Raw genomic sequence first — 26231 nt, 5'->3', positions numbered from 1 at the left:
GGGAGCTTTTCTTTATGATGATTTTGAGCATTCTCGCAACCGTTGTTCTGCTCGGTGTGCTGTTCTATCACCGGGTGAGTTTATTCCTGAGCAGTCTGATTCTGCTGGCCTGGACGGCTGCGCTTGGCGTCGCTGGCCTGTGGAATATCTGGCTTTTAGTCCCGCTGGCTATCATTCTTCTGCCGTTTAACTTTACGCCGATGCGTAAATCGATGATCTCCGCGCCGGTATTCAAAGGCTTCCGCAAAGTGATGCCACCCATGTCGCGTACGGAGAAAGAAGCGATTGATGCCGGTACCACCTGGTGGGAAGGCGACCTGTTCCAGGGCAACCCGGACTGGAAAAAGCTGCATAACTACCCGCAACCGCGTCTGACCGCTGAAGAACAGGCCTTTATTGATGGTCCGGTGGAAGAAGCGTGCCGCATGGCAAATGACTTCGCGATTACCCATGAAATGGCGGACCTGCCGCCAGAACTGTGGGCGTATCTGAAAGAACACCGCTTCTTCGCGATGATCATTAAGAAAGAGTACGGCGGTCTGGAGTTTTCCGCTTACGCTCAGGCCCGCGTCCTGCAAAAACTGGCAGGCGTTTCCGGGATCCTGGCGATCACCGTTGGCGTGCCGAACTCGTTAGGGCCGGGTGAACTGCTGCAACACTACGGTACCGAAGAGCAGAAAGATCACTACCTGCCGCGTCTGGCACGTGGCCAGGAAATTCCGTGCTTCGCGCTGACCAGCCCGGAAGCGGGTTCCGATGCGGGTGCGATCCCGGATACCGGCGTCGTCTGCATGGGTGAATGGCAGGGTCAACAGGTGCTGGGTATGCGCCTGACCTGGAACAAACGTTATATTACGCTCGCCCCTATCGCGACCGTGCTGGGCCTGGCCTTTAAGCTCTCCGATCCGGAAAAACTGTTGGGCGGTGAAGAAGATCTGGGCATTACCTGTGCGCTGATCCCAACCTCCACCCCAGGCGTTGAAATTGGTCGTCGCCACTTCCCGCTGAACGTACCGTTCCAGAACGGCCCAACCCGCGGCAAGGATATCTTTGTACCGATTGACTACATCATCGGTGGTCCGAAAATGGCCGGTCAGGGCTGGCGCATGCTGGTGGAATGTCTGTCGGTTGGCCGTGGTATTACCCTGCCGTCGAACTCGACCGGTGGTTTGAAATCTGTCGCGATGGGGATTGGTGCATACGCCCATATCCGCCGTCAGTTCAAAATCTCTATCGGCAAGATGGAAGGGATCGAAGAGCCGCTGGCACGTATCGCAGGCAACGCCTACGTGATGGATGCTGCCGCCTCCCTGATTACCTACGGCATTATGCTGGGCGAAAAACCGGCCGTGCTGTCAGCTATCGTGAAGTATCACTGTACCCACCGCGCACAACAGTCAATCATTGATGCAATGGATATCGCGGGCGGTAAAGGCATTATGCTCGGCGAGGGCAACTTCCTGGCGCGCGGCTACCAGGGCGCACCGATTGCCATCACCGTTGAAGGGGCAAACATTCTGACCCGCAGCATGATGATCTTCGGCCAGGGGGCAATCCGTTGCCATCCTTATGTGCTGGAAGAGATGGCCGCCGCACAGAATAACGACGTGGATGCCTTCGACAAGCTGCTGTTCAAACATATCGGTCACGTGGGCAGTAATAAAGTACGCAGCTTCTGGCTGGGTCTGACGCGCGGTCTTACCAGCGCCACGCCAACCGGTGATGCGACCAAGCGTTATTACCAGCATCTTAACCGTCTGAGCGCCAACCTGGCTCTGCTGTCAGATGTTTCTATGGCGGTGCTGGGCGGTAGCCTGAAGCGTCGCGAGCGTATCTCTGCCCGTCTGGGTGATGTGCTGAGCCAAATCTTCCTGGCCTCTGCGGTCCTGAAACGCTACGACGATGAAGGCCGTCAGGAAGCCGATCTGCCGCTGGTTCACTGGGGCGTTCAGGATGCGATGTATCAGGCGGAACAGGCCATTGACGATCTGCTGGCGAACTTCCCGAACCGCTTTGTTGCAGGCGCCCTTCGCGTGGTGATCTTCCCGACCGGTCGTCATCATCTGGCGCCGTCTGACAAACTGGATCACAAAGTGGCGAAGATCCTGCAGGTACCGAGCGCAACCCGTTCCCGTATCGGCCGCGGTCAGTATCTGGCTCCCACGCCGCATAACCCGGTTGGTCTGCTGGAAGAAGCGCTGCTGGACGTGATGGCTGCCGATCCCATCCACCAGAAGATCTGCAAACAGCTGGGCAAAAACCTGCCGTTCACCCGCCTGGATGAACTGGCGAAACAGGCCCTGACGGGCGGGATCATCAACAATGATGAAGCCGCTCTGCTGGTGAAAGCCGAAGAGAGCCGTCTGCGCAGCATTAACGTGGATGATTTCGACCCGGATGAGCTGGCGACACAACCGGTAAAGCTGCCGGAGAAGGTCCGCAAACCTGAAGCTGCATAACGCGTTTCGCTTCTACAAACCCCGCCACGCGCGGGGTTTTTTATTGCCACATTTTCTCTTTATGTCGTGCTACAGTGTCAAAAAGTGGTCGTTTGAGGAGTCTGAATTGTGCCTGGTCTGAAGATTTCGATTTTGCAGCAACCTTTAGTGTGGATGGACGGTCCTGCCAACCTGCGCCACTTTGATCGTCAACTGGAAGGCATTACCGGGCGTGATGTGATTGTCCTGCCGGAGATGTTCACTACCGGCTTCGCCATGGAAGCGGCGCAACAGTCAATGCCACAGCAAGAGGTGGTCGCCTGGATGCACGCCAAAGCGCAGCAAACCAATGCGCTGATTGCCGGCAGCGCTGCGCTGCAAACCGAGCGCGGGCCGGTCAACCGCTTCCTGCTGGTCGAGCCGGAAGGGAAAGTGCATTTCTATGATAAACGCCACCTGTTCCGCATGGCAGATGAACATCATCACTATGAAGCGGGTGATGCGCGCGTGGTGTTCGAATGGCGCGGCTGGCGTATTCTACCGCTGGTTTGCTACGACCTGCGCTTCCCGGTGTGGTCACGCAACCGCAATGATTACGACCTGGCGCTGTATGTCGCCAACTGGCCTGCTCCGCGCTCCCTGCACTGGCAGTCGCTGCTGGTCGCACGCGCCATTGAAAACCAGGCGTATGTGGTCGGCTGTAACCGCGTGGGGACCGATGGCAACGGGCATCATTATCGGGGGGATAGCCGGGTGGTGAACCCGCAGGGTGAAATTATTGCCACCGCCGAGCCGCATCAGGCAACGCGCATTGATGCTGAGTTGTCACTGACGGCCCTGAAGGAATATCGCGAGAAGTTTCCGGCCTGGCAGGATGCGGATCCGTTTAGCATTGGATAACGGTTTCCCCTCCCTCTCACAGGAAGAGGGAGGGGACATCATTAACTCACCAGCGCCTGCCCGTCTTTGCGGCTCTCTGTCGCCGCCACATAGTGCCCTTCCGGCATACGATAAATCACCTGCGCGCCGCCGAAGTTATAATCCTGGAGCGGATCTTCCACCACGATCTGGTGCCCGCGCTCACGCAGTGCGGCGATAGTATTGCGATCGAACGTCGATTCGACGATCACTTCCCTGCCCTGCACCACGCGCCAGCGAGGCGCATCAATTGCCGCCTGTGGGTTTTGCCCGTGCAGCATGATGCGCAGCGCCATCTGCATATGCCCCTGCGCCTGCATTGGCCCGCCCATGACGCCAAAGGACATCAGCGGTTTACCGTTGCCGTCCATCGCAAAGCCCGGAATGATGGTGTGGAACGGACGCTTACTGCCCGCCAGCGCATTCGGATGGTTTGGATCCAGCACAAAGCCACAGCCGCGGTTTTGCAGACTGATCCCGGTCTCCGGCACCACAATCCCGGATCCAAAGCCCATATAGTTGGACTGAATAAAGGAGATCATCATACCGCTGGAATCTGCAGCGCTCAGGTAGACCGTGCCGCTCTGCGTCGGCGAACCGTAGACGAAATCGGAGGCGTTATCGGAGTCGATAAGCGCCGCGCGGGACGCCAGATAACGATCGCTCAGCAACGCCTGGGCCGCGAACTCCATGTGTTCTTCATCAGCGACGTAGCGATCGAGATCCGCCAGCGCCAGTTTCATCGCTTCAATAGACAGATGAAGTGACTGCACGGAATCCGGATGATGTTTTTCAATTCCACACTGCTCCAGAATACCGAGCGCAATCAGCGTGGCGATGCCCTGCCCGTTTGGCGGCAGCTCCTGCACCGAACCACCGGCAAAATCACGCGACAGCAGTTCTACCCAGTCCACACGATGATTGGCCAAATCCTCTGCCGTCAGGTGTGCGCCATGCTCTTTCGCGAAAGCGGCAATTTTCTCCGCCAGCTCGCCGCGGTAAAACGCTTCACCGTTGGTTCTGGCAATCAGCTCCAGTGAATGAGCCTGCGCCGGGTTACGGAAGATCTCGCCAACCCGGGGAGCACGCCCCTCCGGTGCAAAGCAGGCGCTAAAGCCTGGCTGATCTTTCAGCTTGTTATAACCCCGCTGCCAGAGATGGCCAATCAACGGGGAGACCGGAAAACCGTTACGCGCATACTCGATGGCCGGTTGCGCCAGCGTAGTGAGCGGCAGCGTGCCAAAACGTTCTGCCAGCGCCACCCAGCCCGATACCGCACCCGGCACGGTAACGGCGTCCCAGCCAATTTCTGGCACCGCGGTTTTACCGGCAAACAGATCCGCGTGCCAGCTGGCAGGCGAGCGGCCTGAGGCGTTCAGGCCGTGGAGTTTTTCACCATCCCAGACGATGGCAAAGGCATCGCTGCCAATACCGTTGCCGGTGGGTTCAACCACCGTCAACGCCATGGCGGTTGCAACCGCCGCATCAACCGCGTTCCCGCCGAGCTGCAGCATTTTCATTCCCGCCTGGGCCGCCAGCGGCTGAGATGTCGCCACGGCGTTGTGGCCCATCATCGGCGGGCGTCGTGAATCGTAACCGGAAGTGAAATCAAGCGCTTTGGTCATCATGACTCCTTAGTCATGGCGCGGATCGAGCGCATCGCGCAGCCCGTCGCCGAGTAAATTAAAGCCCTGCACGGCAAGAAAAATCGCCACACCGGGGAATACAGACATCCATGGAGCCTGCTCAAGGAAACCTTTCGCGGTATTAAGCATTGAGCCCCATGACGGGTTCGGCGGCTGCTGACCTAACCCCAGAAATGACAGGCTGGCTTCAGCAATGATTGCCGAGGCAATGGCCAGCGTGGCCTGCACCAGAATCGGAGACATCACATTGGGCAGCACATACTTAATGATGATCCAGCGATCCGGCAGGCCAATCGCCCTCGCGCCGTCGATATACTCTTCGTTGCGAATGGCGATCACCTGGCCGCGCGTCAGGCGGGCGAAGATCGGCATTGCGGAGAGGCCAATGGCGATCATGGCGTTGGTCAGGCTTGGGCCCAGAAACGCCCCGAGCGCGATCGCCATGATCAGGAACGGGCAGGCCAGCAGCGCTTCAATAAAACGCGAGATCACGCCGTCCCACATCTTCTGGAAGTAACCCGCCACCAGCCCCAGCGGAACGCCAATGACCACGGCGATCACCACCGACATACAGCCAGCCATCAACGACGTTCTCGCCCCCCAGATAATGCGGGACAAAATATCGCGGCCCAGTTCATCGGTCCCAAACCAGTACATCGCCGAAGGCGCTTTACGCACCGCCAGGAAATTGGCTTTCACCGGATCAAAGGGCGCGATCCACGGCGCCAGCAGTGCCACCAGCACAAAAAAGCCCACCACTACGGCACCCATCACCGCGCTTTTATTGGCGAGAAATTTCTTCAGTACCCGGTTCTGCGCTCGGGGCTGAACCGCGGCAATGGTTTGAGTTGTCAGTTCCGCCATGCTTAACCTCGCATTTTCGGGTTGATAAGAACGTAAAGCACGTCGGCCAGCAGGTTCAGCAGCAGGAAACCGATCGCCACGATAAGCACCACCCCCTGCACCACCGCATAGTCACGGTTAAAGACCGAATCGACGATCATCTTGCCGAACCCTGGAATGGTGAAGACCTGTTCGGTCAGTACCGCGCCCCCCAGCAGTTCGCCGAACAGCAGCGTGGTCAGGGTGATCACCGGAACCAGCGCATTGCGAAACGCATGCTTTAAAATCACCGCGTTTGGCAACAGCCCTTTAGCCCGTGCGGTGCGGATGTAATCGGCCTTCATTACCGCGATCATGGAGGCGCGGGTATGGCGCATCAGCGTGGCCGCCAGCCCCGTTCCCAGTACCGAGGCAGGCAACAACAGCGTACGCAGGTTCTGGATCGGATCTTCACTAAACGGCACGAAACCCGACGCTGGCAGCCATTGCAGATTGACCGAGAAGACCAGAATCAACAGGATCCCGAGCCAGAAATGCGGTATCGAGATCCCCGAGATCGCCACAAAGTTGGCACCGTGATCGACCCAGCTGTTTTTGTTGACCGCCGCGAGGATCCCCATGCTGATGCCAAACACCAGAGCGATGATCATCGCCAGCAGCGACAGCTCCAGCGTCACCGGCAGTTTGCTGGCAATGAGCTGGGTGACCGGCTCGTGAGTGCGTAAGGAGACACCAAGATCGCCCTGCAGCGCGCGCGTCAGCCAGTTGAAGTACTGCACAGGGATGGGCGCATCGAGATTGAGCTCAGCACGCAGCTGGGCGATCACCGCCGGATCGCGCTCCTCCCCGGCCATGGCGATCAGCGGATCGCCGGGCAGCAGTTTTTGCAGGCCAAACACCATCATGCTCACCAGCAGTAAGGTCGGGATGGCCAGCAGCAGACGTTTGCAAATCAGTTCCAGCATGGGTTCTCCTCAGGCCAGTTATTTCGCCAGCGTCAGGCCAGCCAGACGCACAATGCCGTCCGGATACGGTTTAAAGCCCTGCACGCTCTTGTTCAGACCAAAAATACGCGGTTCAAAATAGAGGTAGGCGATGGGCATATCCGTCTGCAGCTGTTTCACCACCTTGTCGTACAGCGGCTGACGGACGGCTTTGTCGTTGCTCAGGCGCGCCTGCGTCAGCCATTCATCCACCTGCGCGTTACTGTAACGACCGTCGTTAAGGGTGCCTTTGCTGTTAATGAAGCCGTAGATGCTGCCATCCGGATCCGGACGACCCGACCAGCCAGAGAAGCTCAGCTGATAATCACCACTTTGCTGGCGGTCGAGCAGCGTGGCGAACTCGGTCATTTGCAGGTTCAGGTTAAAGCCAGCCTCTGCCACCATCGCCTGCAGTACCTGACCGACCTGCTGTGAAGTTGGGTTGTTGGGCACCAGCAGATTGACGTTCAGCGGGGTAGTGACGCCTGCCGCTTTCAACAGCGCTTTGGCTTTGTCGACATCGCGTGGTGGCACCGGCAGGTTAACGTGATACGGACTTACGGTAGAAAACGCCTGGTTTGCCGGGGTGTACAGCCCCTCGAAGACCACCTGATTTAACGCATCGCGATCGATTGCCTGAGAAAATGCCTCACGCACGCGGGCATCCTTAAACGGATCGTTCGCCGGGACCTTGCCGTTATTGATATTGAAGGTAATGCCCTGATAACCCAGACCGGTCACCTTCGCCAGCGCCAGTTTGCTGTCGGCTTCTACGGTTTTCACGTCGCTTGCGGCAATGCCTTCCGTCAGATCAAGATCCCCTGCACGCAGGTTAGCCAGACGCACGGAAGCATCCGGGATCGGCAGATAAATAATTTTGTCGAAGTGGTAAGCGCCTTTGTTCCAGTAGTTGTCAAAACGCGTCAGAACGATACGGTCCTGTGAGACGCGGCTGTCGAACTTATAGGGGCCAGAGCAAACCGGATGTGCGGCAAAGTCAGGCTTTTTCGCGGCGTCGGGTGCCATCATCGCCCCGGCGCGATCGGTAAGCTGCATCAGCAGTGCGGCATCAGGTGTTTTCAGATGCAGGGCAATCTGCATCGGGCCTGTCACCTCAACGGACTCAACGGACGAGATTTCACTTTTACGCAGCGAACCTTTTAACGTCAGCGCGCGGTCGAGGTTGTATTTTGCCGCGGCGGCGTCAAATTTTTCACCGTCATGGAAGGTCACACCTTCACGCAGATCCATGGTCAGCGTTTTGCCGTCGTCACTCCAGGCCCACGATTTCGCCAGCCCGGGAACCACTTTCAGATGCTCATCCACGTCCACCAGCCGGTCGCACAGAGAGGCAAAGACGAAACGGCCATAATAGGTGCGCGCAAGATGCGGATCGAGCATGTCCGGATCCGCACCCAGACCAATTCGCAGTACGCTTTCAGAATGGGCGGGCAGCGCCGCGCCAAGCAACATAACACTTCCCAGTACGGTCAAAAGAGAATTACGCATTGTCATTATCATGAGTTCCTTGAAGGAAGGGAGGAGTGAGTGGCCGCGTGTTCAAACAGCGCGCGGCGGCGCAGAAAGGCTGCGGATGGCGGTGCTATCTGGATAACACTGCGATCGCGGTTAATCTCCTGCCAGCGATGGCAGGCAATCTGGCGTCCCCCGTCCAGCACCTGATTGATCGGCTCGACCTGGCGACATTCATCCGTGGCATACGGACAACGGGTATGGAAACGGCAGCCTGACGGTGGGCTGGCCGGGTTCGGTAAATCCCCCTGCAGCAGAGGTGCCACACGCGGCGCGCCTGGCTGAATCTGGGGGGCGGAGGCGATTAACGCCTGCGTATAGGGGTGTAGCGGGGCATCAAAGATTTCGTCGACGGTCGCAAGCTCAACAATTTGCCCGAGATACATCACCGCCACGCGGTCACTCATATGGCGAATCACCGCCAGGCCATGGGCGACAATCACCATTGTCAGCCCCAGCTGATGCTTCAGACTTTCCAGCAGGTTGACCACCTGCGCCTGAACCGAGACATCCAGCGCGGAGACCGGCTCGTCCCCCAGCAACAGCTTTGGCCCGGAGGCCAGCGCACGCGCAATACCAATTCGCTGACGCTGCCCTCCGGAAAATTCGTGCGGATAACGTTGTGCCCAGGCCGCTGGCAGCCCTACAGTTTTAAGCAGCTCCGCCACCCGATATTGCCTGTCGGTTTTCTTCATCGACTGGTGTAGCCACAGCGGCTCACCGACGATCTGCTCGACCGTCATGCGCGGGTTTAACGACGCGAAAGGATCCTGAAAGATGATCTGCAGCTCCCGCCGCAGCTGGTTCAGACGCGCACCCGAGGCATGAGTGATCTCTTCACCCTGATAAAATACGCGTCCTTCGCTGGCCGCCAGCAGCCGCAGAAGAAGACGGCCCAGCGTCGATTTTCCGGATCCGGACTCGCCCACAATCGCCAGCGTTTCACCAGGCATGACGGAGAGGGAGACGCGATCGACCGCGGTGACAAAACGTGCTGGGGTAAACAGTTTTTTAGGGCCGGGAAAAAGCTTGCTCAGGTCCCGGGCTTCAAGAATGGGCGTCGTCATGCAATTTCTCCCAGCGCAATATGTTGTTCCAGCGGCACGCGGAAGCAGGCCACCTGATGGTCGGTCCCCATCGCCGTCAGCGACGGCTTTTCGTCATGACACCGCGTTTGCGCGAAGGGGCAGCGGGTAGCGAACCGGCACCCTTTGGGCATGGATTCCGGCAGCGGAACGGCTCCGGGAATAGTGGAAAGCGCGCCTTTACGTGCGCCGAGGGACGGTATCGAGCCCATCAGTCCTATGGTGTACGGGTGTTGCGGGTCGGCAAAAATGGCCTCCACGCTCCCCTGCTCTACCACCTGTCCGGCATACATTACCGCCACCTGCTGCGCGACTTCCGCCACCACGCCCAGATCGTGGGTGATCATTAACACCGCCGTACCGGTCTCTTCTTTGAGGGTATTAAGCAGCGCGAGGATCTGCGCCTGAATGGTCACATCCAGCGCGGTTGTCGGCTCGTCGGCAATCAGCAAACGTGGATGGTTAATCAGCGCCATCGCAATCATCACGCGCTGACGCATCCCCCCGGAAAGCTGGTGCGGATACGCTTTCAGGCGCATCTCTGCCGCCGGGATCTGCACCTTCTCCAGAATCTGCAGCGCAACCTTCATCGCCTCTGCACGAGAAAGTTTCTGATGGCGCATCACCGCTTCACTGAGCTGGTCTCCCAGCGTGAAGGCAGGGTTGAGCGAGGTCATTGGCTCCTGGAAAATCATTGCCAGTTCGCTGCCGCGAAGATCGGCATATTCCCGCGGTGAAAGCTTTCGTAAGTCGTGACGACGGAACTGCATCTCGCCGCTGACGATCTGTGCGCTGGCGGGCAGTAAGCCCATCAGCGCTAATGAGGTGATACTTTTCCCGCAGCCGGATTCCCCCACCAGCGCCAGCGTTTCTCCCGCGTTGACCGTCAGTGAAATACCATCAAGCACGCTCACCGGAGAGCCGGCGAACGTTACGTTAAGATTTTGCAGCCGCAGTACAGGCGTGGGGTCCTTAAACGGGATCGTCGTCATAGCGTGAAGTCGTCCTCAAGGTGAATAGCCTGAATCAGGGCTGACTGCAGGCTAAGCAGGTGTTCGCGCATGGCGGCCGCTGCTTCATTAGGCTGGCGATGGATAATCGCAGACATGATTTTTTGATGGTGGTCGTTGTAGTGATCAACCCGCTCGGGTGTACGGGCTAATTCGCGCAAATGCTGCCAGCCCGGTTCACGTCTGACGGCATCAATGGCATCAAACAGGCCAAGCATCAGGCGATTACCGGCAGCCTCGGCAATGGCGCGGTGAAATGCGCTATCCCAGAGTTCGTTGAGATCGCGGTCGTCCGGGCTGACCTTATCAATGCGTTCCAGCATGCGCTGCATAAGCGCGAGGTTTTCCCTGGTGGCACGCAGTGCCGCAAGCCGGGCTAAGCCGGGTTCGAGCTGTAGACGAGCTTCCATGACTTCCAGAAGGTTGGTTTGCTGAACCAATCCCTGAAGGGCCAGAGGTTCAACAGGTGCAGACGGGCCTATAAAGGTCCCTTTGCCCTGTTTACGCCAGATCCGCCCCTCCTCTTCCAGCACATCCAGCGCACGACGTACTTCACGTCGTCCTACGCCGAGAGTCTCCGACAGCTCACGTTCAGTGGGCAGCGGAGTGCCTGGTGTTGACTCATGCTGGTTGATCAGTCCGCGCAGCTGCTCAAGCGCGGTGCTGGAATTGGCCAGAAACCGTGACGGTTTTTCCATATTGGTTCGCTCGCTATCATCATTACTTTATTTTTATTAACGATAAGTTATTGATATAACGTGCTACTTACCGTGCTAATGATTAAGCAATAAACGAACCAATAAAGCATTGGTTCATGAACTTTCTGAAGGGATGGAGATAAGCGAATGATTTTCTGTGAATTATTTTTTACAAAATTACACATCTGCTCCGCTGCCAAAAAGACAATCGGTGGCAAAATGCACAAATACGGTGCAAATTGTGCACTATCATTGATCAAATGTTAATTAATTGCACCGCAGATATTAACTTTTTGTTAATAAAGACAGGGGGGCGGATAAAGAAGATTTGCAGACGCAGAAACGACGAAGGCCTGAATCATTTCTGATTCAGGCCTTCTGAATAGTGGCGGAACGGACGGGACTCGAACCCGCGACCCCCTGCGTGACAGGCAGGTATTCTAACCGACTGAACTACCGCTCCACTGTTCCCGCTGGGGGAACGAGGCGCATATTACGGTTTGCCTCCGGACTCGTCAACGCTTTTTCTCACGTTTTGAATCGTTTGCTGCAAAATTCACCCAAACGATGATTTTACAGGCATTCTGGCCCTTTTTCAGGCCCGCCACATGCAGCTTCCGCCTTTCTTCTGCACTAAATCAAGACGGGATTCATGGTTAAGTAACTCTTCATCACTGGCTAAAACCACCCGCAAACGACTGGCCTGGCGAACAACACGTTGAATCCCCGCTTCCCCCTGCGTCTGCTGGGATTCATTTTCCATGCTGAATTTCATGGACGTCTGACCACCGGTCATCGCCAGGTAGACATCCGCCAGGATCTGGGCATCGAGCAATGCGCCGTGCAACGTTCGCTTGGTGTTATCTATTTCATAGCGAGAACAGAGCGCATCCAGGCTGTTACGCTTGCCAGGAAACATTTTCCTCGCCAGCGCCAGGCTATCGGTCACCTTACAGAACGTGTTCGTTTTCGGAATATCACGATGGAGCTTACTGAACTCATAGTCCATAAAGCCGATATCGAACGACGCGTTGTGAATGATAAGCTCGGCGCCTTTGATATATTCCAGAAATTCGTCTGCCACTTCCGCGAAGGTCGGTTTATCCAGCAAGAACTCATCGGCGATACCGTGCACGCCGAACGCTTCTGGGTCCACCAGCCGGTCGGGTTTGAGGTAGACATGGAAGTTGTTCCCCGTAAGACGACGGTTCACCACTTCAACGGCACCGATCTCGATGATCTTGTGCCCTTCGTAGTGCGCGCCGATCTGGTTCATACCGGTGGTTTCGGTATCGAGGACAATCTGGCGAGTAATTGCAGTGCTCATAGCGGTCATTTATGTCAGACTTATCGTTTAACTGAACGTTTCAAATACAGGAAGTCTACCAGAGATGCGTAAACAGGTAGAAATTTTCACCGATGGATCTTGCCTCGGCAACCCAGGGCCTGGCGGTTATGGCGCGATTATGCGCTATCGCGAGCATGAAAAAACTTTTAGCGAAGGCTATTTTCTGACCACCAACAACCGCATGGAGTTGATGGCCGCCATTGTGGCGCTGGAAGCGCTAAAAGAACACTGCGATGTGGTGTTGAGCACTGACAGTCAGTATGTACGCCAGGGGATCACCCAGTGGATCCACAACTGGAAAAAACGCGGCTGGAAGACGGCAGACAAAAAGCCGGTCAAAAACGTCGATCTCTGGAAACGTCTTGATGCTGCGCTGGGCCAGCACGAGATTAAATGGGAATGGGTTAAAGGTCACGCAGGCCACCCCGAAAACGAACGTTGTGACGAACTGGCACGGGCAGCGGCATCCAACCCCGCTCATGAAGACACAGGCTATCAGCCCGAATCCTGATCAGGGTTTTCTGTACTGCCGCGTGGCGCCCACGGTCTGGCGAATGGGCGATTTCGATTTACTCTGCTTCATCGGATTAAGCGTAAGGGGGATGGTCCGCTTACGCGCGACAATAAACTGCATGCAGCCTAATGCCGGCAGATGGGTGCTCAGAACAACGCCCCCCTGCCGCGCCCAGGGAAGTACCTGAAAACCGCCCGAGCAGAGCACCTCAAAATTCAGCAGTGAAAGCCAGTCAAGCTGGCGCATCATCGTGAACATCCTGCTGTTATACGGCGGTGTCCGGCGAAGCACCGGAACCAGCTTGCGCAGCCCCATCAGACTCAGCGGATTGAACCCGCTGAGTATCAGCCAGCCATCATCAATCAGGACGCGATCGGCCTCGCGCAGCAGGCGATGAGGATCGCTGCACCAGGGCAACGTGTGTGCCAGCAGGCAGGCATCAACGGACTTTTCCGCAAACGGCAGATGCAAAGGATCCGCTTTCACCTGAACCGGTGATGCGCCAAGAGAGACATTAACCTGATGTGAGATAGCGCAGCTTTCGGTATTGATTTCCGCGCTGAGATTGCCAATCTTAAGCAAGTGAAAACCATACATTTTCGCGAGCCAGGGTTTAAGCTGCTGTTCCAGGTTCTCGCGATAGTATTCACCCCAGGGCAATTCGGCCCAACGTTCAGGTGCCGGGACAATCTGAGGTATCCTTGCCGGTTTCATCAACACACCCACCACGCTATAAGAGGTAATTTATGAATCTTATCAGTATTCCCGCCTTTCAGGACAATTACATCTGGGTTTTAGTCGATGACGAGCGTCGGTGCGTCATTGTCGATCCTGGAGAATCGGCTCCTGTATCAGACGCGATAAAAGAGAACGGCTGGCAACCAGAGGCCATCCTTCTGACTCATCATCATAACGATCACACCGGCGGCGTTGCTGACCTTCGTGCCCAATTCCCGCATCTGGTGGTTTACGGATCGGCAGAGACACAAGATAAGGGAACAACGCAGGTAGTCGAAGAAGGTGAAAATATCCTCATACGCGAGTGGGAGTTTTCTGTATTTGCTACACCAGGTCACACTTTGGGACATCTTTGTTTCTACAACAAACCTTATCTTTTTTGCGGCGACACGCTGTTCTCCGGAGGCTGTGGAAGGCTTTTTGAGGGCACCCCAGCCCAGATGTACCAGTCATTACAGAAGATTAGCGCATTACCTGACGATACCCTTATTTGTTGCGCACATGAGTATACATTAGGAAATATGAAGTTTGCGGCGAGCATCTTGCCAGAGGATCGGGCGATTCAAGATTATTATCACAAAGTGAAGGAGTTACGTGCAAAAAACCAAAAAACACTCCCCGTAACTCTGAAAAATGAGCGTAAAACTAATTTATTTTTACGAACAGATGATATTGATTTAATTGATAAAATTAACAAAGAAACAAATTTGTCACAACCAGAACAACGATTTGCATGGTTAAGGTCAAAGAAAGATAACTTCAGATAATTGCGGGTTGCCTTTTCAAAATTTCGCCGTTATCATCGCTCGTCTTTTAAGCAACTATTGACACACACATGAAGGCAAAAGCGATATTACTCGCCTCTGTCCTGCTTGTAGGTTGCCAGTCGCAGAACGGCAGCAACGTACAACAGCACGCACAGAGCCTTTCTGCAGCTGGTCAAGGGGAAGCAGGGAAGTTTACAAGTTCAGCGCGATGGATGGACGATGGGACGTCTTTCGCACAGGATGAAGACTTGTGGACCTCTATTGGCGACGAGCTAAAGATGGGAATTCCGGAAAACAACCGGATTCGCGAACAGAAGCAAAAGTATTTAAGAAATAAGAGCTATCTCCACGATGTAACTTTACGGGCAGAGCCGTATATGTACTGGATAGCCGGGCAAGTTAAGAAACGTAACATGCCGATGGAGCTGGTACTCCTACCCATAGTGGAGAGCGCTTTTGACCCACACGCGACGTCTGGCGCCAATGCCGCAGGCATTTGGCAGATCATTCCGAGCACCGGGCGAAACTATGGTTTGAAACAGACCCGCAACTATGATGCGCGTCGTGATGTTGTCGCTTCAACGACAGCCGCTCTCGACATGATGGAACGTCTTAATAAGATGTTCGACGGCGACTGGCTGTTAACGGTCGCAGCGTATAACAGTGGCGAAGGTCGTGTACTGAAGGCAATGAAAGCGAATAAAGCACGGGGTAAATCCACCGATTTTTGGTCGCTCTCACTGCCACAGGAAACGAAGATTTACGTACCGAAAATGCTGGCATTGAGCGATATTCTCAAGAACAGCAAGCGTTACGGTGTACAACTGCCAACACCAGACGAAAGTCGTGCACTGGCGCGTGTTCGCCTCAGCAATCCGGTTGATATTCAACAGGTTGCTGATATGACGGGTATGTCGGTAAGTAAACTGAAAACCTTTAATGCTGGCGTTAAAGGCTCAACGCTGGGGGCCAGTGGTCCGCAGTATGTAATGGTTCCGCAGAAACATGCTGAGCAGTTACGTGAGTCTTTAGCATCGGGTGAAATTGCCGCTGTTCAGTCAACGCTGATCGCGGATGCATCATCCGTGAACAGCCGCAGCTATAAGGTTCGGTCAGGTGATACACTTTCGGGCATTGCCTCACGTCTTGGCGTGACGGCAAACGATCTGCAGCAGTGGAATAATCTGCGCAGCTCAGGCCTGAAAGTGGGTCAGACTCTGACGGTGGGTGCAGGTAACAGTGCACAGCGTCTCGCCAGCAACAGCGATAGCATTACCTATCGTGTGCGTAAAGGTGATTCACTGTCCAGTATCGCAAAACGACACGGCGTAAATATCAAGGATGTGATGCGCTGGAACAATGATACTGACAATCTGAAACCAGGCGACCAGCTGACGTTGTTTGTGAAAAATAGCGCCACGCCAGACTCCTGATGACACGACCTAACGATAAAAAGGCACCGATTCCCCTCGGTGCCTTTTTTCTTTACGCTGCTTTTTGCGCTTCAGCCATGATGGTATCGCTGGTAAATGATCCATCATCCTGCAATTCAAAGTACGCCTTCACTTCCGCCGACGCGCTATCCTGATACAATCGAATGGCCTGGCTTAACGCTTCCGGCGTGCGCATACGGGCAATCCACGAGCTGAACTCCAGCGGCAAGCGGTCCGTTATCAATGCACGTGTGATCAGCCCCGCTTCAGTAATCAGCGCTAACCACTCCCCGCTGGAGTAGTTTTGCACATGCGAGGTGTCGCGCAGCGCTTCAACCGTCTGCAGCCAGATATTACGCACCGGATGTCCCGGCGACATCACATCCATAATGATAAAGACCCCGCCCGGCTTCAGAACGCGTTTAACTTCACGTAATGCCTGGCCGACGTCATGCCAGTGATGCGCAGAATAACGGCTGATAACAACTTCAAATGAGGCATCTTCAAAGGGTAAGGATTCGGCATAGCCCTGACGCGTCGTGATGTTGTTCAGCCCTTTGACTTGTGCAGCCTCTGCAACCACCTCCAGCATCTGCCTGGATAAATCATAGGCCGTGACCTGCGCCACCTGCTGTGCTGCCGTGAAGCTGGCATGCCCGGCACCACAGCCTAAGTCCAGGACGTGCGCGTGCGGCACTGCCGCCAGGCGTTCACCAAGACGGACCAGATCACGGCCAGACGCGTGCACGGCACTGCTCAGATAAGCATTTGCCTGGGAGCCAAACTGTTTTTCTACGTTGTCATGATGGGAGTGTGTTGTTGTCATCGTACTGTCCTTTTGTTGTTTAAAATAAAGGGCAGCACCCGAATGGCCTGCCCCACGGCAGACCTGACATACCATTATTTATCAGGTTTGCCGGGACTGAATTCAACGAGTAGAGGATTGTGATCGGAGGCACGCGTCACCAGAACAGAGGCGTCGTGAACGTTCAGACCACGATAGAAGACAAAATCGAGAGGACGACCAAACGCTTTCTTGCGCTGGTCATCGCTAAAACGAACTTCACGCAGCGACATTTCGCGTGCAAAGCGATACAGCGCATTCATGCGCGGACGGCTCCAGGCATTAAAATCCCCGGCCATAATGATGGGCCCGCTGTGATGGGCGATCTGGTCACCGATCGGAAGTAACTGCTTACTATACACATCCACGCCCAGGCTGAAGTTGACCGCGTGGATATTCACAACCATCAGCATGCGCGTGTCCGGCAGCGGGTAGACCGTTACCAGCGCTGATTTCGCCAGACGCAGAATCGGCTCGCGCTCGCGCAGCGGGCAGCAATAGACCGGATGAGCCGAAGAGAGGGTCATCACGCCAGAAGGATGTTGCGGCAAGACAAACGCGGGAACCTGGTCAGCAGCAAGGTAGTGAGTCGTAGCAAACCTTACCAGCTCGGGGGTGGTTTGCGCCTCCTGCAACAGCACCAGATGGGCGTCTTTCCCAAAATTCTTGAGTACCGATAACCACTCAGCGCGCTGTTGTTTAAAGATGTTCCACACCAGCACCCGGATTTTTTCATCGCTGCTTAAGGGTGTCCCGGCAGGTAATGCCTGACTTATGCTCGCAAACGACCCCGGAGGCAAGATCCTCTCCGCGGGCATTCCGGCAACATAACGCATGGCATAGGTATTTTTTCGCACTTTTGGAAACGGCCTCTGTAACATGAACCAGCCCGGAAAACGGACTGGTTCTAATGTTATAGGGACTTTAGGTTACACTTTCAACGCAATTTCAGATAAACCGCTTTCCAGTTTTGTAAGCAAGCACTTACTGATGTTATCCCAGTACTACACGAGCGGGTTTATCAAGGCGCCCACTCAGGCTAATCAGCAGGAAAGCGACCAGAACAATCACCGCACCAATCCATGGCGTTTGGGTTAATCCGAAATGTTCAACGGTTTGCCCACCAATGATGGAACCCAGCGCAATCCCAATATTGAACGCGGCAATATTCAGGCCCGATGCGACATCTACCGCGTTGGGTGTATAAAGTTCGGCTTTTTGTACCACGTAAACCTGCAGGCCTGGCACGTTACCAAAGGCGAAGACCCCCATCACCAGTACCGTTATCAGCGCGGCGTATTGCATCGATGCCGTGAACTGGAAAATCATCAGCAGAACAACCAGTGCTGCGAAGATAAACTTCAGGGCCGGCACTGCACCATGTTTGTCCGCAAGCTTCCCTCCCCAGATATTACCGATGGCGACGGAGATACCATAACCCAGCAAAATCCAGCTCACGGCACTCGGTGAGAAGCCTGCCAGGTCCTGCATCATCGGAGCCAGGAAGGTGAAAGCCGTGAATACCCCCCCATAGCCGAGCGCTGTGACGGCGTAGATGATCAGCAAACGCGGATGCGTGAGTACCTTGAGCTGATCGCTCAGGCTGGCACTCGCACGTCCTGCAATTGTCGACGGTACCAATAGCAAGCTGGCAACCAGGGCAATCACCCCCAGTAAAGAGACGGCAAGGAAGGTTTCGCGCCAGCCAAAGTGCTGTCCGATAAACGTTCCTAACGGTACACCGGTGACAAGAGCGACAGTCAGACCACCGAACATAATCGCGATGGCGGATGCTGCTTTCTCTTTTGGTACCAGGCCGGTTGCAATAGTTGAACCAATGGAGAAGAACACACCGTGAGCGAGACCGGTCAGCAGCCGGGCAATCACCAGCGTGGTGTAGTCCGGCGCCTGCCAGGCCAGAATATTGCCAGCGGTGAATAACACCATCAGCGCAACCAACAGCGGCTTACGCGGGAAACGTCCCGTCAACGCGGTCAGGACGGGGGCGCCGATGGCAACCCCGAGCGCATAGATAGAAACCAACAGGCCGGCAGAAGGCAGCGAGATTGAAAGCTGGTTAGCTATCGTAGGCACCAGTCCTACGATAACAAATTCGGTCGTGCCAATTGCAAAGGCACTGATCGTCAGGGCAAGTAGCGCCAGTGGCATAAATAACTCCATATCATCAGGATTAAGATGACAGGCAGTATGCGCCAGTGCTTAAATAACAAAAATGGTCAAAATATCAATAGAATTTTGCAGGTGGTGCAACAATGAAAGCAACGTCGGAAGAGCTGACAATTTTTGTCGCCGTCGTCGAAAGCGGCAGTTTTAGCCGTGCGGCCGAGCAGCTGGGGCAGGCTAATTCAGCCATCAGCCGCTCGGTGAAAAAACTGGAGATGAAGCTCGGCGTCAGTCTTCTCAACCGAACGACGCGTCAGCTGAGCCTGACGGAGGAAGGCGAGCGTTATTTCCGCCGTGTGCAGTCCGTCCTTCAGGAGATGGCGGCGGCAGAAACAGAGATTATGGAAACCCGTAGTACGCCGCGCGGATTGCTGCGCATTGATGCGGCAACACCGGTTGTTCTTCATTTTCTGATGCCGCTGATCAAGCCTTTCCGCGAACGCTATCCGGAGATGACGCTCTCGTTAGTTTCCTCAGAGACGTTTATCAATCTCATCGAGCGGAAAGTGGATGTGGCGATCCGTGCCGGCACCCTGACCGACTCGAGCTTGCGGGCCCGCCCTCTTTTTGCCAGCTACCGCAAGATAGTCGCGTCACCGCAATACATCGCAGAGCATGGCAAACCAGAGACGGTTGAAGAACTGAAGCAGCACCTGTGCCTGGGCTTCACGGAGCCCGTATCGCTGAACACCTGGCCTGTGGCCTGTCATGATGGTCAACTGCATGAAATCACCAGTGGGTTATCGTCCAACAGTGGAGAAACGCTGAAGCAGCTTTGCCTCGAAGGAAATGGGATCGCCTGTTTGTCGGACTATATGATTGATAAAGAAATTGCACGCGGTGAGCTTGTAGAGCTGATGGCAGATAAACGTCTGCCTGTGGAGATGCCTTTTAGTGCAGTTTATTACAGTGACAGAGCGGTAAGTACGCGCATACGCGCCTTTATCGATTTCCTGAGCGAACATATAAAAACAGCTCCCGGGGGAGCTGTGTGAGGGTTTCAGGCTACAGAGGAAAGGGTCAATATTAATCCCAGTCAGGTGCCAGACCTTCAGGGCTGACCAGACGATCGTTGCATTCCAGGGCAGCGATCGCTTTTTTGTCTTCGTCGTCCAGCTGGAGATCCCTCGCTAACAGGTTGCTGGCCAGGTTTTCACGTCGGGTTGAAGAGGGGATCACGGCGTAACCTTCACCCATCGCCCATGCCAGAATCACCTGTGCAGCCGTTGCGCTATGTTTTTCTGCGATACGATTAATCACGTCATCTTTCAGTGCCTTACCGTAGGCCAGGGTCATATATGAGGTAATGTGGATGCCGTGCTGTTTTGCCCAGTCCACGACTTTGCGGTTTTGCAGGTAGGGAGAGAGTTCAATCTGATTGGTTGCAATGTTTTCTGCCCCCACGGCGGCTATGGCTTTTTCCATCAGCGGTATGGTGAAATTAGAAATACCTATTTCACGCGTTAAGCCCTGCTCTTTCGCTTCAAGCAATGCCTGCATGAACTCCTCGACTGACACAGCATCGTTCGGTGATGGCCAGTGGATCAACGTCAGATCCACATAGTCGGTACGCAGTTTTTCCAGGCTCTCTTTCAGGCTGGGGATCAATTTGTCTTTGCTGAGGTTTTCAGTCCAGATTTTGGTGGTGATGAAAAGCTCGCTGCGCGCTACGCCGCTCTCTTCGATAGCCTGACCAACGGCAGCTTCGTTATCATAAATCTGCGCCGTATCAATTGCGCGATAGCCAAGTTCAAGTGCAGTTTTAACAGATGCGATAACAACGTCGTCTTTCAGGCGGAAAGTGCCCAGACCCAGTGCAGGGATAGTCATGTAATCCTCGTTATTCATAATGATTGTTAACTGAGGAGGATTATCGCTGCTGCCGTTATGCAGAAAAAGAGCGTTTAACGCAGAGGATTTTTGCTGATTTGGCAATAATGATACGACAGATATGAAAAAAGCCCTGAGCGTTAACTCAGGGCTTTTAATAAGTGGCGGAACGGACGGGACTCGAACCCGCGACCCCCTGCGTGACAGGCAGGTATTCTAACCGACTGAACTACCGCTCCACCGAAGACTGCTGTAACCACCGGATTTATGCACCGGCTTACTACGTAATTTGATGCCTGGCAGTTCCCTACTCTCACATGGGGAGACCCCACACTACCATCGGCGCTACGGCGTTTCACTTCTGAGTTCGGCATGGGGTCAGGTGGGACCACCGCGCTAAAGCCGCCAGGCAAATTCTGTAATCTGTATCAGCTGAAAATCGTCTCTCACCGCCAAAACATCTTCGGCGTTGTAAGGTTAAGCCTCACGGTTCATTAGTATCGGTTAGCTCAACGCATCGCTGCGCTTACACACCCGACCTATCAACGTCGTAGTCTTCAACGTTCCTTCAGGAGACTTAAAGTCTCAGGGAGAACTCATCTCGGGGCAAGTTTCGTGCTTAGATGCTTTCAGCACTTATCTCTTCCGCATTTAGCTACCGGGCAGTGCCATTGGCATGACAACCCGAACACCAGTGATGCGTCCACTCCGGTCCTCTCGTACTAGGAGCAGCCCCCCTCAATTCTCCAGCGCCCACGGCAGATAGGGACCGAACTGTCTCACGACGTTCTAAACCCAGCTCGCGTACCACTTTAAATGGCGAACAGCCATACCCTTGGGACCTACTTCAGCCCCAGGATGTGATGAGCCGACATCGAGGTGCCAAACACCGCCGTCGATATGAACTCTTGGGCGGTATCAGCCTGTTATCCCCGGAGTACCTTTTATCCGTTGAGCGATGGCCCTTCCATTCAGAACCACCGGATCACTATGACCTGCTTTCGCACCTGCTCGAGCCGTCACTCTCGCAGTCAAGCTAGCTTATGCCATTGCACTAACCTCCTGATGTCCGACCAGGATTAGCTAACCTTCGTGCTCCTCCGTTACTCTTTGGGAGGAGACCGCCCCAGTCAAACTACCCACCAGACACTGTCCGCAACCCGGATCACGGGTCTACGTTAGAACACCAGCCATTAAAGGGTGGTATTTCAAGGTTGGCTCCACGCAGACTGGCGTCCACGCTTCAAAGCCTCCCACCTATCCTACACATCAAGGACCAGTGTTCAGTGTCAAGCTATAGTAAAGGTTCACGGGGTCTTTCCGTCTTGCCGCGGGTACACTGCATCTTCACAGCGAGTTCAATTTCACTGAGTCTCGGGTGGAGACAGCCTGGCCATCATTACGCCATTCGTGCAGGTCGGAACTTACCCGACAAGGAATTTCGCTACCTTAGGACCGTTATAGTTACGGCCGCCGTTTACCGGGGCTTCGATCAAGAGCTTCGCGTTACCGCTAACCCCATCAATTAACCTTCCGGCACCGGGCAGGCGTCACACCGTATACGTCCACTTTCGTGTTTGCACAGTGCTGTGTTTTTAATAAACAGTTGCAGCCAGCTGGTATCTTCGACTGATTTCAGCTCCATCCGCAGGGACTTCACCTACATATCAGCGTGCCTTCTCCCGAAGTTACGGCACCATTTTGCCTAGTTCCTTCACCCGAGTTCTCTCAAGCGCCTTGGTATTCTCTACCTGACCACCTGTGTCGGTTTGGGGTACGATTTCGTGTTACCTGATGCTTAGAGGCTTTTCCTGGAAGCAGGGCATTTGTTACTTCAGCACCGTAGTGCCTCGTCATCACACCTCAGCGTTAACAAGGAACCGGATTTACCTGGAACTTCCGCCTACATGCTTAAACCGGGACAACCGTCGCCCGGCTAACATAGCCTTCTCCGTCCCCCCTTCGCAGTAACACCAAGTACAGGAATATTAACCTGTTTCCCATCGACTACGCCTTTCGGCCTCGCCTTAGGGGTCGACTCACCCTGCCCCGATTAACGTTGGACAGGAACCCTTGGTCTTCCGGCGAGCGGGCTTTTCACCCGCTTTATCGTTACTTATGTCAGCATTCGCACTTCTGATACCTCCAGCATCCCTCACAGGACACCTTCAACGGCTTACAGAACGCTCCCCTACCCAACAACACATAGTGTCGCTGCCGCAGCTTCGGTGCATGGTTTAGCCCCGTTACATCTTCCGCGCAGGCCGACTCGACCAGTGAGCTATTACGCTTTCTTTAAATGATGGCTGCTTCTAAGCCAACATCCTGGCTGTCTGTGCCTTCCCACATCGTTTCCCACTTAACCATGACTTTGGGACCTTAGCTGGCGGTCTGGGTTGTTTCCCTCTTCACGACGGACGTTAGCACCCGCCGTGTGTCTCCCGTGATAACATTCTTCGGTATTCGTAGTTTGCATCGGGTTGGTAAGCCGGGATGGCCCCCTAGCCGAAACAGTGCTCTACCCCCGAAGATGAGTTCACGAGGCGCTACCTAAATAGCTTTCGGGGAGAACCAGCTATCTCCCGGTTTGATTGGCCTTTCACCCCCAGCCACAAGTCATCCGCTAATTTTTCAACATTAGTCGGTTCGGTCCTCCAGTTAGTGTTACCCAACCTTCAACCTGCCCATGGCTAGATCACCGGGTTTCGGGTCTATACCCTGCAACTTAACGCCCAGTTAAGACTCGGTTTCCCTTCGGCTCCCCTATACGGTTAACCTTGCTACAGAATATAAGTCGCTGACCCATTATACAAAAGGTACGCAGTCACCCCATAAAAGAGGCTCCCACTGCTTGTACGTACACGGTTTCAGGTTCTTTTTCACTCCCCTCGCCGGGGTTCTTTTCGCCTTTCCCTCACGGTACTGGTTCACTATCGGTCAGTCAGGAGTATTTAGCCTTGGAGGATGGTCCCCCCATATTCAGACAGGATACCACGTGTCCCGCCCTACTCTTCGAGTTCACAACCTGTGTGCTTTCGTGTACGGGACTTTCACCCTGTACCGTGCGACTTTCCAGACGCTTCCACTAACACACAAGCTGATTCAGACTCTGGGCTGCTCCCCGTTCGCTCGCCGCTACTGGGGGAATCTCGGTTGATTTCTTTTCCTCGGGGTACTTAGATGTTTCAGTTCCCCCGGTTCGCCTCGTTAACCTATGTATTCAGTTAACGATAGTGTGTCGGAACACACTGGGTTTCCCCATTCGGACATCGCCGGGTCAAAGGTTCATATCACCTCGCCGGCGCTTTTCGCAGATTAGCACGTCCTTCATCGCCTCTGACTGCCAGGGCATCCACCGTGTACGCTTAGTCGCTTAACCTCACAACCCGAAGATGTTTCTTTCGATTCACCACCGGTTTGCGAAAATTTGAGAGACTCGAACACACATAACATGTGTGTCGTTTCAATTTTCAGCTTGATCCAGATTTTTAAAGAGCAAAACTTCGCAGTGCACCTTTTCAGGTTCACTCTGAAGTTTTCTTGTTTTCGCAGTAAAAGATGGTGGAGCTATGCGGGATCGAACCGCAGACCTCCTGCGTGCAAAGCAGGCGCTCTCCCAGCTGAGCTATAGCCCCATCGTATGACCAACCTCTTCAAATCTGCATGACAGATTTGGTAGGCCTGAGTGGACTTGAACCACCGACCTCACCCTTATCAGGGGTGCGCTCTAACCACCTGAGCTACAAGCCTGTAGAGGTTTTTTACTGCTGTTTTTCATCAGACAATCTGTGTGAGCACTACAAAGGCAGGTTCTTTAAGGTAAGGAGGTGATCCAACCGCAGGTTCCCCTACGGTTACCTTGTTACGACTTCACCCCAGTCATGAATCACAAAGTGGTAAGCGCCCTCCCGAAGGTTAAGCTACCTACTTCTTTTGCAACCCACTCCCATGGTGTGACGGGCGGTGTGTACAAGGCCCGGGAACGTATTCACCGTAGCATTCTGATCTACGATTACTAGCGATTCCGACTTCATGGAGTCGAGTTGCAGACTCCAATCCGGACTACGACGCACTTTATGAGGTCCGCTTGCTCTCGCGAGTTCGCTTCTCTTTGTATGCGCCATTGTAGCACGTGTGTAGCCCTACTCGTAAGGGCCATGATGACTTGACGTCATCCCCACCTTCCTCCAGTTTATCACTGGCAGTCTCCTTTGAGTTCCCGGCCGGACCGCTGGCAACAAAGGATAAGGGTTGCGCTCGTTGCGGGACTTAACCCAACATTTCACAACACGAGCTGACGACAGCCATGCAGCACCTGTCTCAGAGTTCCCGAAGGCACCAATCCATCTCTGGAAAGTTCTCTGGATGTCAAGAGTAGGTAAGGTTCTTCGCGTTGCATCGAATTAAACCACATGCTCCACCGCTTGTGCGGGCCCCCGTCAATTCATTTGAGTTTTAACCTTGCGGCCGTACTCCCCAGGCGGTCGACTTAACGCGTTAGCTCCGGAAGCCACGCCTCAAGGGCACAACCTCCAAGTCGACATCGTTTACGGCGTGGACTACCAGGGTATCTAATCCTGTTTGCTCCCCACGCTTTCGCACCTGAGCGTCAGTCTTTGTCCAGGGGGCCGCCTTCGCCACCGGTATTCCTCCAGATCTCTACGCATTTCACCGCTACACCTGGAATTCTACCCCCCTCTACAAGACTCTAGCCTGCCAGTTTCGAATGCAGTTCCCAGGTTGAGCCCGGGGATTTCACATCCGACTTGACAGACCGCCTGCGTGCGCTTTACGCCCAGTAATTCCGATTAACGCTTGCACCCTCCGTATTACCGCGGCTGCTGGCACGGAGTTAGCCGGTGCTTCTTCTGCGGGTAACGTCAATTGCTGTGGTTATTAACCGCAACACCTTCCTCCCCGCTGAAAGTACTTTACAACCCGAAGGCCTTCTTCATACACGCGGCATGGCTGCATCAGGCTTGCGCCCATTGTGCAATATTCCCCACTGCTGCCTCCCGTAGGAGTCTGGACCGTGTCTCAGTTCCAGTGTGGCTGGTCATCCTCTCAGACCAGCTAGGGATCGTCGCCTAGGTGAGCCGTTACCCCACCTACTAGCTAATCCCATCTGGGCACATCTGATGGCAAGAGGCCCGAAGGTCCCCCTCTTTGGTCTTGCGACGTTATGCGGTATTAGCTACCGTTTCCAGTAGTTATCCCCCTCCATCAGGCAGTTTCCCAGACATTACTCACCCGTCCGCCACTCGTCACCCGAGAGCAAGCTCTCTGTGCTACCGTTCGACTTGCATGTGTTAGGCCTGCCGCCAGCGTTCAATCTGAGCCATGATCAAACTCTTCAATTTAAGTTTGATGCTCGTGAATTAAACTTCGTAATGAATTACGTATGTTCACTCAGAGACTT

Annotated in this window: 19 protein-coding genes, 4 tRNA genes and 3 rRNA genes; 6 read left to right on the top strand and 20 right to left on the bottom strand. The window is 54.6% G+C overall.

Annotation, left to right across the window (positions count from 1 at the left end):
• Nucleotides 1-14 precede the first annotated feature (14 nt).
• Together fadE and L462_RS23145 are read left to right on the top strand one after the other, a co-directional pair.
• The gene (fadE, locus tag L462_RS23140; protein ID WP_014168754.1) at nt 15-2459 is read left to right on the top strand and encodes an acyl-CoA dehydrogenase FadE; all 2445 of its coding nucleotides are present in this window, start codon (nt 15-17) and stop codon (nt 2457-2459) included.
• A 108-nt stretch (nt 2460-2567) separates the two neighbouring features.
• Nucleotides 2568-3338 (top strand): amidohydrolase, encoded by a 771-nt coding sequence (locus tag L462_RS23145; RefSeq protein ID WP_014168753.1) that lies wholly within the window; start codon nt 2568-2570, stop codon nt 3336-3338.
• A 41-nt stretch (nt 3339-3379) separates the two neighbouring features.
• Here the strand turns inward: L462_RS23145 and L462_RS23150 are convergent, their stop codons facing one another.
• The 9 genes from L462_RS23150 to dnaQ all read right to left on the bottom strand — a co-directional run bounded on the left by L462_RS23150 (nt 3380) and on the right by dnaQ (nt 12481).
• The gene (locus L462_RS23150) at nt 3380-4981 is read right to left on the bottom strand and encodes a gamma-glutamyltransferase family protein (RefSeq protein WP_032677469.1); all 1602 of its coding nucleotides are present in this window, start codon (nt 4979-4981) and stop codon (nt 3380-3382) included.
• Between the two features lie 9 nt (nt 4982-4990).
• On the bottom strand, nt 4991-5866 hold the full coding sequence (locus tag L462_RS23155) for an ABC transporter permease (protein ID WP_014168751.1): 876 nt from the start codon (nt 5864-5866) through the stop codon (nt 4991-4993).
• Nucleotides 5867-5868: 2 nt separating this feature from the next.
• Nucleotides 5869-6810 (bottom strand): ABC transporter permease, encoded by a 942-nt coding sequence (locus tag L462_RS23160; protein WP_032677468.1) that lies wholly within the window; start codon nt 6808-6810, stop codon nt 5869-5871.
• A gap of 18 nt (nt 6811-6828) precedes the next feature.
• Nucleotides 6829-8343 carry an ABC transporter substrate-binding protein gene (locus L462_RS23165; protein WP_020882796.1) on the bottom strand — a complete coding sequence of 505 codons (1515 nt, stop codon included), beginning with the start codon at nt 8341-8343 and terminating at the stop codon, nt 6829-6831.
• Nucleotides 8344-8345: 2 nt separating this feature from the next.
• On the bottom strand, nt 8346-9428 hold the full coding sequence (locus L462_RS23170) for an ABC transporter ATP-binding protein (RefSeq protein WP_032677467.1): 1083 nt from the start codon (nt 9426-9428) through the stop codon (nt 8346-8348).
• Nucleotides 9425-10438 (bottom strand): ABC transporter ATP-binding protein, encoded by a 1014-nt coding sequence (locus L462_RS23175; RefSeq protein WP_014168747.1) that lies wholly within the window; start codon nt 10436-10438, stop codon nt 9425-9427. The genes L462_RS23170 and L462_RS23175 overlap by 4 nt, the downstream gene beginning before the upstream one ends.
• Nucleotides 10435-11154 carry a FadR/GntR family transcriptional regulator gene (locus tag L462_RS23180; RefSeq protein WP_014168746.1) on the bottom strand — a complete coding sequence of 240 codons (720 nt, stop codon included), beginning with the start codon at nt 11152-11154 and terminating at the stop codon, nt 10435-10437. Before L462_RS23180 ends, L462_RS23175 begins: the two co-directional genes overlap by 4 nt.
• 386 nt (nt 11155-11540) lie before the next feature.
• Nucleotides 11541-11617, bottom strand: a tRNA-Asp gene (locus L462_RS23185).
• A gap of 132 nt (nt 11618-11749) precedes the next feature.
• Nucleotides 11750-12481, bottom strand: a complete 732-nt coding sequence (dnaQ, locus tag L462_RS23190; protein WP_032677465.1) for a DNA polymerase III subunit epsilon — start codon at nt 12479-12481, stop codon at nt 11750-11752.
• Between the two features lie 64 nt (nt 12482-12545).
• On the opposite strand from dnaQ, the gene rnhA reads away from it, so the two are divergent.
• Nucleotides 12546-13013 carry a ribonuclease HI gene (gene rnhA / locus L462_RS23195; protein WP_014168741.1) on the top strand — a complete coding sequence of 156 codons (468 nt, stop codon included), beginning with the start codon at nt 12546-12548 and terminating at the stop codon, nt 13011-13013.
• On the opposite strand, the gene L462_RS23200 is transcribed toward rnhA, so the two are convergent.
• Nucleotides 13014-13730 carry a class I SAM-dependent methyltransferase gene (locus L462_RS23200; RefSeq protein WP_020882800.1) on the bottom strand — a complete coding sequence of 239 codons (717 nt, stop codon included), beginning with the start codon at nt 13728-13730 and terminating at the stop codon, nt 13014-13016.
• A gap of 32 nt (nt 13731-13762) precedes the next feature.
• Here L462_RS23200 and gloB point away from each other — a divergent pair, with 32 nt between their 5' ends.
• Together gloB and mltD are read left to right on the top strand one after the other, a co-directional pair.
• A complete protein-coding gene (gloB, locus tag L462_RS23205) occupies nt 13763-14521 on the top strand; it encodes a hydroxyacylglutathione hydrolase (protein WP_032677463.1) in 759 nt (252 codons plus the stop codon).
• A gap of 68 nt (nt 14522-14589) precedes the next feature.
• Complete coding sequence (gene mltD / locus L462_RS23210; protein ID WP_014168738.1) at nt 14590-15954, top strand: murein transglycosylase D; 1365 nt, start codon at nt 14590-14592, stop codon at nt 15952-15954.
• A 52-nt stretch (nt 15955-16006) separates the two neighbouring features.
• Here the strand turns inward: mltD and L462_RS23215 are convergent, their stop codons facing one another.
• From L462_RS23215 to L462_RS23225, 3 genes are all read right to left on the bottom strand, one after another.
• On the bottom strand, nt 16007-16780 hold the full coding sequence (locus L462_RS23215; protein WP_020882802.1) for a class I SAM-dependent methyltransferase: 774 nt from the start codon (nt 16778-16780) through the stop codon (nt 16007-16009).
• 74 nt (nt 16781-16854) lie between these two features.
• Nucleotides 16855-17655, bottom strand: coding sequence for an endonuclease/exonuclease/phosphatase family protein (locus L462_RS23220; RefSeq protein WP_025205128.1), 801 nt, complete (start codon nt 17653-17655; stop codon nt 16855-16857).
• A 136-nt stretch (nt 17656-17791) separates the two neighbouring features.
• On the bottom strand, nt 17792-18967 hold the full coding sequence (locus tag L462_RS23225; RefSeq protein WP_032677462.1) for an MFS transporter: 1176 nt from the start codon (nt 18965-18967) through the stop codon (nt 17792-17794).
• A 104-nt stretch (nt 18968-19071) separates the two neighbouring features.
• Here L462_RS23225 and yafC point away from each other — a divergent pair, with 104 nt between their 5' ends.
• Nucleotides 19072-19977 carry a DNA-binding transcriptional regulator YafC gene (gene yafC, locus L462_RS23230; RefSeq protein ID WP_014168734.1) on the top strand — a complete coding sequence of 302 codons (906 nt, stop codon included), beginning with the start codon at nt 19072-19074 and terminating at the stop codon, nt 19975-19977.
• 31 nt (nt 19978-20008) lie between these two features.
• On the opposite strand, the gene dkgB is transcribed toward yafC, so the two are convergent.
• From dkgB to L462_RS23265, 7 genes are all read right to left on the bottom strand, one after another.
• Entirely contained in the window at nt 20009-20812 is an 804-nt protein-coding gene (dkgB, locus tag L462_RS23235; protein ID WP_032679648.1) for a 2,5-didehydrogluconate reductase DkgB, read from the bottom strand.
• 162 nt (nt 20813-20974) lie between these two features.
• Nucleotides 20975-21051 (bottom strand) — tRNA-Asp (locus L462_RS23240).
• Between the two features lie 55 nt (nt 21052-21106).
• A 5S ribosomal RNA gene (rrf, locus tag L462_RS23245) occupies nt 21107-21222 on the bottom strand.
• A gap of 63 nt (nt 21223-21285) precedes the next feature.
• Nucleotides 21286-24191, bottom strand: a 23S ribosomal RNA gene (locus L462_RS23250).
• A 180-nt stretch (nt 24192-24371) separates the two neighbouring features.
• Nucleotides 24372-24447: transfer RNA gene (locus tag L462_RS23255), tRNA-Ala, on the bottom strand.
• Between the two features lie 38 nt (nt 24448-24485).
• Nucleotides 24486-24562, bottom strand: a tRNA-Ile gene (locus tag L462_RS23260).
• 70 nt (nt 24563-24632) lie between these two features.
• Nucleotides 24633-26172: ribosomal RNA gene (locus tag L462_RS23265) — 16S ribosomal RNA — on the bottom strand.
• Together the 16S, 23S and 5S rRNA genes with 3 tRNA genes alongside form the textbook arrangement of a ribosomal RNA operon.
• Nucleotides 26173-26231 lie beyond the last annotated feature (59 nt).

The organism is Enterobacter sp. BIDMC 26 (genome assembly GCF_000534435.1).
GTDB classification, from domain to species: domain Bacteria; phylum Pseudomonadota; class Gammaproteobacteria; order Enterobacterales; family Enterobacteriaceae; genus Enterobacter; species Enterobacter ludwigii.
Note: the sequence above shows the minus strand (reverse complement) of the source record. Positions and strands in the feature narration are given on the sequence as shown.

Coding starts and splice junctions, on each gene's coding strand:
- L462_RS23160 (WP_032677468.1), bottom strand. CDS start 6,810: ATGCTGGAACTGATTTGCAAACGTCTGCTGCTGGCCATCCCGACCTTA.
- L462_RS23155 (WP_014168751.1), bottom strand. CDS start 5,866: ATGGCGGAACTGACAACTCAAACCATTGCCGCGGTTCAGCCCCGAGCG.
- mltD (WP_014168738.1), top strand. CDS start 14,590: ATGAAGGCAAAAGCGATATTACTCGCCTCTGTCCTGCTTGTAGGTTGC.
- L462_RS23200 (WP_020882800.1), bottom strand. CDS start 13,730: ATGAAACCGGCAAGGATACCTCAGATTGTCCCGGCACCTGAACGTTGG.
- L462_RS23180 (WP_014168746.1), bottom strand. CDS start 11,154: ATGGAAAAACCGTCACGGTTTCTGGCCAATTCCAGCACCGCGCTTGAG.
- gloB (WP_032677463.1), top strand. CDS start 13,763: ATGAATCTTATCAGTATTCCCGCCTTTCAGGACAATTACATCTGGGTT.
- L462_RS23225 (WP_032677462.1), bottom strand. CDS start 18,967: ATGCCACTGGCGCTACTTGCCCTGACGATCAGTGCCTTTGCAATTGGC.
- yafC (WP_014168734.1), top strand. CDS start 19,072: ATGAAAGCAACGTCGGAAGAGCTGACAATTTTTGTCGCCGTCGTCGAA.
- L462_RS23150 (WP_032677469.1), bottom strand. CDS start 4,981: ATGACCAAAGCGCTTGATTTCACTTCCGGTTACGATTCACGACGCCCG.
- rnhA (WP_014168741.1), top strand. CDS start 12,546: ATGCGTAAACAGGTAGAAATTTTCACCGATGGATCTTGCCTCGGCAAC.
- L462_RS23215 (WP_020882802.1), bottom strand. CDS start 16,780: ATGACAACAACACACTCCCATCATGACAACGTAGAAAAACAGTTTGGC.
- fadE (WP_014168754.1), top strand. CDS start 15: ATGATGATTTTGAGCATTCTCGCAACCGTTGTTCTGCTCGGTGTGCTG.
- dnaQ (WP_032677465.1), bottom strand. CDS start 12,481: ATGAGCACTGCAATTACTCGCCAGATTGTCCTCGATACCGAAACCACC.
- dkgB (WP_032679648.1), bottom strand. CDS start 20,812: ATGACTATCCCTGCACTGGGTCTGGGCACTTTCCGCCTGAAAGACGAC.
- L462_RS23170 (WP_032677467.1), bottom strand. CDS start 9,428: ATGACGACGCCCATTCTTGAAGCCCGGGACCTGAGCAAGCTTTTTCCC.
- L462_RS23165 (WP_020882796.1), bottom strand. CDS start 8,343: ATGACAATGCGTAATTCTCTTTTGACCGTACTGGGAAGTGTTATGTTG.
- L462_RS23175 (WP_014168747.1), bottom strand. CDS start 10,438: ATGACGACGATCCCGTTTAAGGACCCCACGCCTGTACTGCGGCTGCAA.